Source organism: Pseudomonas sp. REP124 (assembly GCF_020164475.1).
In the GTDB taxonomy this organism is placed as follows: Bacteria; Pseudomonadota; Gammaproteobacteria; order Pseudomonadales; family Pseudomonadaceae; genus Aquipseudomonas.
In genome coordinates, this window is sequence record NZ_JAIQWX010000197.1 from 1 (window position 1) to 9,776 (window position 9,776).

10 protein-coding genes are annotated in these 9,776 nt (G+C 63.4%); all 10 read left to right on the plus strand.

What is annotated here, in order from left to right; genetic code table 11:
* The first annotated feature begins 207 nt into the window (after window positions 1-207).
* The 10 genes from K9857_RS27965 to K9857_RS28010 all read left to right on the plus strand — a co-directional run bounded on the left by K9857_RS27965 (window position 208) and on the right by K9857_RS28010 (window position 9,726).
* Entirely contained in the window at window positions 208-1,104 is an 897-nt protein-coding gene (locus tag K9857_RS27965) for a Dyp-type peroxidase (RefSeq protein ID WP_224541420.1), read from the plus strand.
* Window positions 1,101-2,069 carry a Gfo/Idh/MocA family protein gene (locus K9857_RS27970; RefSeq protein ID WP_224541421.1) on the plus strand — a complete coding sequence of 323 codons (969 nt, stop codon included), beginning with the start codon at window positions 1,101-1,103 and terminating at the stop codon, window positions 2,067-2,069. The genes K9857_RS27965 and K9857_RS27970 overlap by 4 nt, the downstream gene beginning before the upstream one ends.
* Before the next feature lie 102 nt (window positions 2,070-2,171).
* Window positions 2,172-2,924 carry a GntR family transcriptional regulator gene (locus tag K9857_RS27975; protein WP_224541423.1) on the plus strand — a complete coding sequence of 251 codons (753 nt, stop codon included), beginning with the start codon at window positions 2,172-2,174 and terminating at the stop codon, window positions 2,922-2,924.
* Window positions 2,921-4,663: a fumarate reductase/succinate dehydrogenase flavoprotein subunit gene (locus K9857_RS27980; RefSeq protein ID WP_224541425.1), complete on the plus strand. Its 1,743-nt coding sequence runs from the start codon at window positions 2,921-2,923 to the stop codon at window positions 4,661-4,663. Before K9857_RS27975 ends, K9857_RS27980 begins: the two co-directional genes overlap by 4 nt.
* A 25-nt stretch (window positions 4,664-4,688) precedes the next feature.
* Window positions 4,689-4,934: a ferredoxin family protein gene (locus K9857_RS27985; protein WP_008060065.1), complete on the plus strand. Its 246-nt coding sequence runs from the start codon at window positions 4,689-4,691 to the stop codon at window positions 4,932-4,934.
* A gap of 365 nt (window positions 4,935-5,299) precedes the next feature.
* A complete protein-coding gene (locus K9857_RS27990) occupies window positions 5,300-6,706 on the plus strand; it encodes an ABC transporter substrate-binding protein (RefSeq protein ID WP_224541426.1) in 1,407 nt (468 codons plus the stop codon).
* Between the two features lie 140 nt (window positions 6,707-6,846).
* Window positions 6,847-7,629 carry an ABC transporter permease gene (locus K9857_RS27995; RefSeq protein ID WP_224541428.1) on the plus strand — a complete coding sequence of 261 codons (783 nt, stop codon included), beginning with the start codon at window positions 6,847-6,849 and terminating at the stop codon, window positions 7,627-7,629.
* Window positions 7,629-8,477: an ABC transporter ATP-binding protein gene (locus K9857_RS28000; RefSeq protein ID WP_224541430.1), complete on the plus strand. Its 849-nt coding sequence runs from the start codon at window positions 7,629-7,631 to the stop codon at window positions 8,475-8,477. Before K9857_RS27995 ends, K9857_RS28000 begins: the two co-directional genes overlap by 1 nt.
* Window positions 8,474-9,436, plus strand: coding sequence for a HEAT repeat domain-containing protein (locus K9857_RS28005; RefSeq protein WP_224541432.1), 963 nt, complete (start codon window positions 8,474-8,476; stop codon window positions 9,434-9,436). Before K9857_RS28000 ends, K9857_RS28005 begins: the two co-directional genes overlap by 4 nt.
* Window positions 9,433-9,726, plus strand: coding sequence for a DUF971 domain-containing protein (locus K9857_RS28010; RefSeq protein WP_224541434.1), 294 nt, complete (start codon window positions 9,433-9,435; stop codon window positions 9,724-9,726). The genes K9857_RS28005 and K9857_RS28010 overlap by 4 nt, the downstream gene beginning before the upstream one ends.
* Window positions 9,727-9,776: the final 50 nt, after the last annotated feature.

Sequence of the window (9,776 nt, forward strand, 5' to 3'; positions counted from 1 at the left end):
AAACCTGATGCCCCGCGTTGTCCGGGCCTCCATCGCGAGCATGCTCGCTCCTACAGTTTGGGTACGGGTTTTTGATGGCTAACCGGCAGAACAGAGGGGTTGAGGGTCTGGATCTTGTGCCTCAAGCGTAGACCGCAATCTTTGACCTCGCCGCACACAAGCGGCGACGCGGGAGTTAAACTTCGCGCTCTTTCTGAAGGAGTTCACATGAGTCACTTCCAGCCGGGCATTCTCGCCACCCCCGTTCCGCTTCAAGCCCGTCATATGTTCTTTGCCCTCGAATCGGTCGCCGATCTGCCGGCCGCGCTCGACAAACTGACGCAACTGGTGGATGGCGCGTCGGCGGTAGTGGGCTTCGGTGAACCGCTGGTCAAGGCCCTGGGCACGAATATCGAAGGGCTGCGCACTTTCCCGGCGATGACCGGTGTGGGCGTGAACAACCCTTCGACGCAAATGGCGCTCTGGTGCTGGCTGCACGGCACCGACCGCGGCGAGTTGCTCAATCGCAGCAACGTCTTTGCTGCCGCGCTGGAACCGGCCCTGCGTCTGGTCCAGGTCACCGAAGGCTTCCGCCACCGCGACGGCCACGACCTGACCGGCTACGAAGACGGCACCGAGAACCCGCAGGACGAAGCCGCCGTCGCTGCGGCGCTGATCGGCAACGGCGCCGAAGGCATGGTCGGCGGCAGCTTCGCCGCGATCCAGCAGTGGCAGCACGACCTCAAGCGCTTCCACGCCATGTCTTCCCACGAAACCGACGACATCATGGGCCGTCGCCTGAGCGACAACGAAGAGCTCGACGACGCGCCGATCTCCGCACACGTCAAACGCACCGCCCAGGAGAGCTTCGCCCCTGAAGCCTTTGTCGTGCGCCGTTCCATGCCGTGGATCGAAGACGAACGCGCCGGCCTGATGTTCCTTGCCTTCGGTTTTTCCCTGGATGCCTTCGAAGTCCAGCTGCGCCGCATGAGCGGTCTGGAAGACGGCGTCACTGACGGCCTGTACCGCATCAGCCGGCCGATCACCGGCGGCTACTACTGGTGCCCGCCGCTCAAGGACGGCCGGCTGGACCTGCGCGCCCTGAGCATCGGGACCGCCGCATGAATGTCGTGCGTTGGGGGATGATCGGTTGTGGTAGCGTCGCTGAGCGCAAGAGCGGGCCGGCCTTCTACAAGGCACCCGGCTCGGCGTTGGTGGCGGTGATGGGGCGACGGCCGGAGGCGGTCAGCGATTACGCCGCGCGCCACGGCATCGCCCGGACCTGCACCGATGTGGACACGCTGATCAACGATCCGCAGGTCGATGCCGTATACATCGCCACACCCCCCGACAGTCATCACGACTACGCCCTGAAAGTCGCCGCCGCCGGCAAGCATTGCTGCGTCGAGAAACCAATGTCGCTCAGCGCCGCGCAAAGCCGTGAGATGCACAAGGCCTTCGCCGATGCCGGGCTGCACCTGTTCGTGTCCTACTACCGCCGTTCGTTGCCGCGCTTCCAGCAAGTTCGGCAGTGGCTGGCGGAGGGGCGCATCGGCGATGTGCGGCACCTGAGCTGGACCCTGACCAAGGCTCCGTCACCGAGGGATCTGGACGGCAGCGACAACTGGCGAACCGATCCGGCGATTGCCGGTGGCGGTTATTTTGCGGACCTGGCCAGTCACGGCTTCGACCTGTTCCAGTATCTGCTGGGGGATATCGTCGAAGTGGCCGGCTTCACCGCGCGCCAGGCCGGCCTGTATGCCGCCGAAGACGCGGTCAGCGCCAGTTGGCGGTTTGCCAACGGGGCGCTGGGGATGGGCTGCTGGAACTTCGTCGCCGATGGTCGAGAGGATCGGGTCGAGATGATCGGCAGCAAAGGGCGGATCAGGTTCTCGGTGTTCGATGAACATCCGGTGGAGTTGCATGCCGATGAACACCTCAGTCTGAGCATTGCCAATCATGAGCACATTCAGTGGCATCACGTGATGGGCATGAATGCGCATATTCGGGGTGAGGCGCGGCATCCGGCGTTGGCCGAGGAAGCGCTGAAGACCGATTGGGTCATGGATCAAATCCTCAACCGCCACTGATCGCGTTCGGCCAATCTATCGTTATTCTCAAACGGTATTTCTCAAGCCTCTCCTTAGAACTCTAAGATCACGTCATAACTCGTTATAACAAGTGATCTTCAGATGACCGATAACGTTCTATCCCTCGGCAGCGTCCCTCTGCACACCCAACTGCGCGACATCCTGCGCGCGCGCATTCTCGACGGCGAATACCCGCAGGACAGCCAGATGCCCTCCGAAAGCGAATTGGGCACGCTGTTCAAGGTCAGCCGCATCACCGTGCGCCAGGCCCTGGGCGATCTGCAGAAGGAAGGGCTGATCTTCAAGATCCACGGCAAGGGCACCTTCGTCGCCAAGCCCAAGACCTTTCAGAACGTCAGCACCCTGCAAGGCCTGGCCGAGTCCATGACCGGTCGCGGCTACGAGGTGATCAACCGCCTGCGCAGCTTCAAGTTCATCGCCGCCGACAAGCAGATCGCCGAGCGCTTGCAGGTGGCCGAAGGCGAAATCGTGGCGCAGATCAAGCGCGTGCGGCTGATCAATCGCCAGCCGATCTCGCTGGAAATCACCTACCTGCCCAAGGCCGTTGGCGAGCGTCTGGAGAAGGCCGACCTGGTCACCCGCGACATTTTCCTGATCCTGGAAAACGACTGCGGCCTGGCCCTCGGGCACGCCGACCTGGCCATCGATGCGGTGCTGGCCGACAGCGACCTGACCCAGGCGCTGGGCGTCGAAACCGGCTCGCCGATCATGCGCATCGAGCGTCTGACCCACGACGCCGCTGGCCAGCCGCTGGACTTCGAACACCTCTACTACCGTGGCGATGCCTTCCAGTACCGCCTGCGGATCGACCGGCAAAAAGGGGATCAGGCATGACCCACACCATCACCAGAACCACGCAGGAACAGGAATACGACATCGTCGTGATCGGCGGCGGCACCGCAGGACCCATGGCGGCGATCAAGGCCAAAGAACGCAACCGCGACCTGCGGGTGTTGCTGATCGACAAGGCCAACGTCAAGCGCAGCGGCGCGATCAGCATGGGCATGGACGGCCTGAACAACGCGATCATCCCGGGCCACTCCACACCCGAGCAGTACACCAAGGAAATCACCATCGCCAACGACGGCATCGTCAATCAGGCCGCGGTGTACGCCTATGCCACCCACAGTTTCGAAACCATCGAGCAACTGGACCGCTGGGGCGTGAAGTTCGAGAAGGACGAGACCGGCGACTACGCGGTGAAAAAGGTCCATCACATGGGCGCCTATGTGCTGCCGATGCCTGAAGGTCACGACATCAAGAAAGTCCTGTACCGCCAGCTGAAGCGGGCGCGGGTGAGCATCACCAATCGACTGGTCTGCACCCGTTTGCTGACGGACGAGGAGGGCGCGGTCAACGGCGTGATGGGCTTCGATTGCCGCAGCGCCGATTTCCATGTGATCAAGGCCAAGGCGGTGATTCTCGCGTGCGGCGCCGCCGGACGTCTGGGGCTGCCGTCCTCGGGTTACCTGATGGGCACCTACGAAAACCCGACCAACGCCGGCGACGGTTACGCCATGGCCTATCACGCAGGCGCTGAGCTGGCGAACCTGGAATGCTTCCAGATCAACCCGCTGATCAAGGATTACAACGGCCCGGCCTGCGCCTACGTGACCGGGCCCCTCGGTGGCTACACCGCCAACAACAAGGGCGAGCGCTTCATCGAGTGCGACTACTGGAGCGGCCAGATGATGTGGGAGTTCCACCAGGAGCTGGAAAGCGGCAACGGCCCGGTGTTTCTCAAGCTCGATCACCTGGCCGAGGAAACCATCCAGAACATCGAGGAGATCCTGCACAGCAACGAACGTCCGAGCCGCGGCCAGTTCCACGCCAATCGCGGCACCGACTACCGCACGCAGATGGTCGAGATGCACATCTCCGAAATCGGTTTTTGCAGCGGGCATTCGGCGTCCGGGGTGTGGGTCAACGAGAAGGCCGAGACCTCGGTCAAGGGCTTGTACTCGGCCGGTGACATGGCGGCGGTGCCGCACAATTACATGCTTGGCGCATTCACCTACGGCTGGTTTGCCGGAAACAACGCGGCGGATTTTGTGGCCGAGCGCGAATTTACTGCGCTGAACGTCGAGCAGATCGAAGCGGAAAAGCAGCGGGTATACGCGCCGCTGGATCGCGAACACGGCCTGCCGCCGGCACAGGTCGAGTACAAGCTGCGCCGCTTCGTGAACGATTACCTGCAACCGCCGAAGGTGACGAAGAAGATGCAGATCGGCCTGCAGCGCTTCAGCGACATCCAGCGTGATCTGGATCAGATCAAGGCCCACAACGCCCACGAACTGATGCGGGCCATGGAAGTCAGCATGATCCGCGACTGCGCGGAAATGGCCGCCCGGGCTTCGCTGTTCCGTGCCGAAAGTCGCTGGGGGCTGTACCACTATCGGGTCGATCACCCACAACGCAACGACGGCGACTGGTTCTGCCATTGCCATCTGAAGAAAGACGAAAACGGCGTGATGAGCAGCTTCAAGAAAGCCGTCGAGCCCTACATCATCCCGCTGGATGCCGAAGAAATGCAGGCCTACGACAGGCTGCGCGTCGGCGCCTTTGCGGCCTGAGCCTGACCCACGAGGAGACCGCGAAATGGCCTATCAACCCCAGGAAATCTTCTTCCGTTCCAACGCACCGGTCACAGTCGACGAAGACCTCTGCATCGCCCACAAAGGCTGCACCGTGTGCGTCGACGTCTGCCCCATGGACCTGCTGGCCATCAACCCGGCCACCCAAAAGGCCTACATGGCGTTCGACGAATGCTGGTACTGCATGCCCTGCGAAAAGGACTGCCCGACGGGGGCTGTGAAAGTGGATATCCCTTACTTGTTGCGGTGAAACACAATCCAAATGTGGGAGCGGGCTTGCTCGCGAAGAGGCCGGCACAGCTGGCATCCCATTGACTGACAGTACGCATTCGCGAGCAAGCCCGCTCCCACAGTGGATCGAGGCCAACTGCAAATGTTGTGTACACCCACAAACCCTGTGGGAGCGGGCTTGCCCGCGAAGGGGCCGGCACAGCTGGCATCATGATTGACTGACAGGACGCCATCGCGGGCAAGCCCGCTCCCACAGTTTTGTGGGCAACCAGAAACCGCCATCCGGCCACCCCCGGACGCTTGCTTTACGACACCCCTCGTTTCCCACCGCGCCCTGATCGTGGCGGAGACGAACTTCCTATAAATGATTCGAGGGGATTGACCATGCTCTTACGTGCAACTGTTGCCGGTCTGGTACTGGCTTCATTCATCTTGCCGGCGCAAGCCGAAACCATCCGCATCGCCATCGGCACACAGGACACCACCATCAACTGCGCCGCCGGCGGCCTGTTGATCCGCGAGCTGGGCCTGCTGGACAAATACCTGCCCCACGACGGCCAGTACAAGGACGCCAAATACGAGGTGCAGTGGAAAAACTTCACCAGCGGCGCACCGCTGACCAACGAGATGGTCGCCGGCAAGCTCGACTTCGGCGCCATGGCCGATTTCCCCGGCTCCTTCAACGGCGTGGCGTTCGAAACTGCGGGCAAGCACAGCCTGTTCATCAGCGTGCTGTCGGGCAGCATCAAGGGCAGCGGCAACGGCATCGTGGTGCCGAGCGCGTCGAGCGTGCAGTCATTGTCGGAACTCAAGGGCAAGACCATTTCCGTGCCGTTCGCCTCGACGTCCCATGGCATGTTGCTGCGGGCCGTGGCTGATCAGGGCTGGGATCCGCTCAAGGATGTGAACATCATCGCCCAGGCGCCGGAAGTCGCCGGATCCGCACTGCAAGCCGGGAAGATCGACGCCCACGCCGACTTCGTTCCCTTCGCCGAGCTGTTCACCAGTCGCGGTTTCGCCCGCAAGATCTTCGACGGCTCTCAGGCCAACACGCCGACCTTCCACGGCGCACTGGTGGATCAGGCCTACGCGAAAAAGTACCTGGAAATCGTCGTCGCTTACCTGCGCGCCAGCATCGAGGCCAACCAGTTGCTTGCCGCCGAGCCGGAGAAATACAGCGAGCTGATCGCCAAGGTCACCGGGGTCGATGCCGAGGTCAACTACCTGTTCCACGGCCCGCTGGGCGTGCAGACCCGTGACCTGAGCTGGAAACCGGAATACCGCCAGGCCGTCGGTACTGCCATCGACACCCTGAAACTGTTGAAGAAAGCCGATCGCGGCCTCGACCTGAACACCTTCATCGACGACCAGTACATCCGCGCCGCGTTCAAGGCGTCGAACCTGGACTACACCGCGCAACTGGCCAACTACGCGCAAACCCCGCTCAAGGCGGTGGATGCCTCGACGGGCAAGGCGATCACCGACTTCAGCCATGTGGCCGAGATCTGGGTGCGCGGCGAGGACAAGGTCCGTCAATACGCCTCGGCGGAATCGGCGTTCAGCGCCCTGGCCGCCCTGAAGCAGGAGGGCAAGAACATCCGCGCGGTGTATGCCCAGGCGAGCGACAGCGGGATCAAGCTGCTGGCCGACCAGGCGTGGTTCGCCAGCGATGCGAAGGGCCGCCTGAGCGCCTTCCTGCTCAAGGGCCAGGCCCAGCAATTCGCCACGGCCCAGGGCGGCAAGGTGTTCGATTTCACCGACGCCACCACCCAGGCAGTCGCCGCCCGCTAATTCCAAACCCCAATCCCTGTAGGAGCGAGCACGCTCGCGATGGTCGTCAACGATGACGCTGGCAGCCTGACACCCCGCGGTGTCCGGTCCACCATCGCGAGCGTGCTCGCTCCTACAGGGGGCCGGGTGAGAGGTATACCGTGATCAGATCATTCAAACGCTGGCTCCCCCGAGCCACCTCACTGCTGCTCTGCCTGCTGTTCTGGCAACTCGCCGCCAGCCACCACTGGAACCTGGGCCTCGTCACCTTCGCCAACGTGCCCACGCCACTGGCCGTGATCGAAGCTGCGCTGGGCCTGGGCGACTCCGGCAAACTCGCCCAGCATCTGGGCAGCAGTCTCGGCCGGGTGTTCGCCGGTTACCTCGCCGCGCTGGTCATCGGCATCGCACTTGGCCTGGCCATCGGCCGTTCGAAATGGGCCGAAGACCTGTTGCTGCCACCGCTCGAAGTGCTGCGCCCGATCCCGGCCGTGGCGTGGATTCCGCTGGCGATCCTGGTGTTTCCCTCGTCGGAACTGTCGATGGTCTTCATCACCTTCACCGGCGCCTTGTTCCCGATCCTGCTCAACACCGTGCACGGCGTCGAAGGCGTCGACCCACGATTGATCGCCTCGGCGAAAAGCCTCGGGGCAGGGCGCCGGGCGATGCTGCTGGAGGTGATCCTGCCGGGTGCCGCGCCGAGCATCATCACCGGTCTGGCCATCGGCATGGGCACCTCCTGGTTCTGCCTGGTGACGGCGGAAATGATCTCCGGCCAGTTCGGCATCGGCTATTACACCTGGGAGTCCTACACCATCCAGAACTACCCCGACATCGTGGTCGGCATGTTGCTGATCGGCGTTTTGGGAATGGGCAGCAGCCTGCTGATCAAACGCCTGGGCGGGCTGTTCACGCCCTGGCACCGACCACGAGGAAAAGCCTGATGAGCAGTTTTCAGCAGCCCGAAGGGCGTATCGATATTCGCGGATTGTCGATCAGCCTGGGCGAGGGCAAAGCCGCGTTCGAAGCCGTGCAGGGCCTGGATTGCCAGATCGAACCGGGCCAGTTCGTGTGCATTCTCGGGCCATCCGGCTGTGGCAAATCCACCTTGCTTGGCGCCCTGGCCGGGCACCTGCAACCGCGCAGCGGCAGCCTCAAGGTCGATTGCGCGCAGGTCGCCGGGCCGTCGCCGCAACGAGGCATGGTGTTCCAGCAACACACGCTGTTTCCCTGGCGCACGGTGCGCGACAACGTCGCCTTCGGCCTGAAAATGCGTGGTATCGGCAAGGCCGAACGGCACCGGGCCGCCGATGAAATCCTTGCGCTGGTGGGGCTCGAGGGCTTTGCCGAGCGCTGGCCGAACCAGCTGTCCGGCGGCATGCAGCAGCGGGTGGAAATCGCCCGGGTGCTGGTCAACCGTCCGCGCCTGTTGCTGATGGACGAGCCGTTCGGCGCCCTCGATGCCTTGACCCGCCTGAACATGCAGGAGCTGTTGCTCGACATCTGGACGCGAATTCGCACCACCGTGGTGTTCGTCACCCATGACATCGACGAGGCGTTGTTCCTCGCCGATCGCCTGCTGGTCATGAGTTCGCGCCCGGGCCGGATCATCGAAGACCTGCGTCTGGATTTCCCAAGGCCGCGCACCACCGAACTGGTGACCAGCCACGAATTCTCCCGCTTGAAACGCCATTGTCTGGAGCTGCTGCATCACCAGGACGGTCGGCAACTGCCGCGCCTGAACCCGCTCGGACTTCCCACAGAAAACAAACTGCCGCGATTTGCCCTATGACCACACTATTCGATGTAACCGACAACGACGACATTCTGACCCTGCAACCGCGCCTGACCGATGAGGATGCCGGCGTGCGCCGCATTGCCCTGATCGAACTGGCCGACCTTGAGGAACCTGACGGCCTGCTGTGGCTGATCGATCGACTGGCCGATGACCCGAGCGAAGAGGTTCGCGCCGAAGCTGCGCGGTTGCTCGAAGCCTGGGAGGACGCGCCGGTGGTCGAGGCCCTGTGCCAGGCCCTGACCGATCCGTTGCCGGCGGTGCAGGCTGCCGCCGCGCAAAGCCTGAGCCTGCTCAAGAGCGCGGAGGCGGGAAGGGTGATCCTGCCGTGGACCGGGCATGCCGACAGCGGCGTGCGCATCGCCGCGTTCCGGGCCTTGCGCGAGTTGCGCCTTGCCGAGGCAGCGCCAGCGGCGTTGCAGGCGTTGAGCGACCGGGACGCCAGCGTTCGGCGCGAGGCGGTGGGCGTGCTGGGCTGGCTCAAACAGCTCGATGCCTTGCCGGCACTGGCGCGCCTGGCCAGCGATGATGCGGACACCGAAGTGCGCCGCGCTGCCACCGGAGCCCTGGGCCTGGCCTCCGATTCGCAGGTGCTGCCGGCTTTGAGTCATGCCTTGCGGGACCAGGCCTGGCAGGTTCGCGAAGAGGCCGCGACCACCCTGGGCAAGGTCGGTCACGCCGACGCCGGCCCCGCCTTGATCGAAGCCCTCGGCGACGACTATTGGCAAGTGCGCCTGCGCGCCACCCGCAGCCTCGGCCGCCTGCGCTACAAAGCCGCCCTCGATCCGCTGATCGAAACCCTCTGCCATCGCATCAGCAACCTGCGCAAGGAGGCCGCGCTGGCGCTTGGGGAATTGAACGATAAAGGCGCCATCGCACCTTTGCAGGCCGCCCAGGACGACGGCGATCCGGAAGTGCGCAAAGCGGTGCGCATCGCATTGAGCCAGCTGCAATGAACCCGCTGGCGATCGGCAATTCCAGCAGCAAACACCAGCTGCGCCTGAGCTGGCCAGATGGCCGCGAGCAAGTGCTGGATCATGCCCAGTTGCGTCGACAATGCCCGTGCTCGCAATGCCGGGCGTTTCGCTTGCGCGGGATGACACCGCTGGTGGATGAGCGGGTTCGGGTGATCGAATTGAATCCGCAGGGGTATGGTGTGCAGCTGGTTTTCAGCGACGGCCACGAACGCGGGATCTATCCCTGGGCCTATCTCGCGGACCTGGGACTTGAGACAACTGAGATCTAATGTGGGAGCGGGCTTGCTCGCGAATGCGGTGCGTCAGCCACCATTGATGT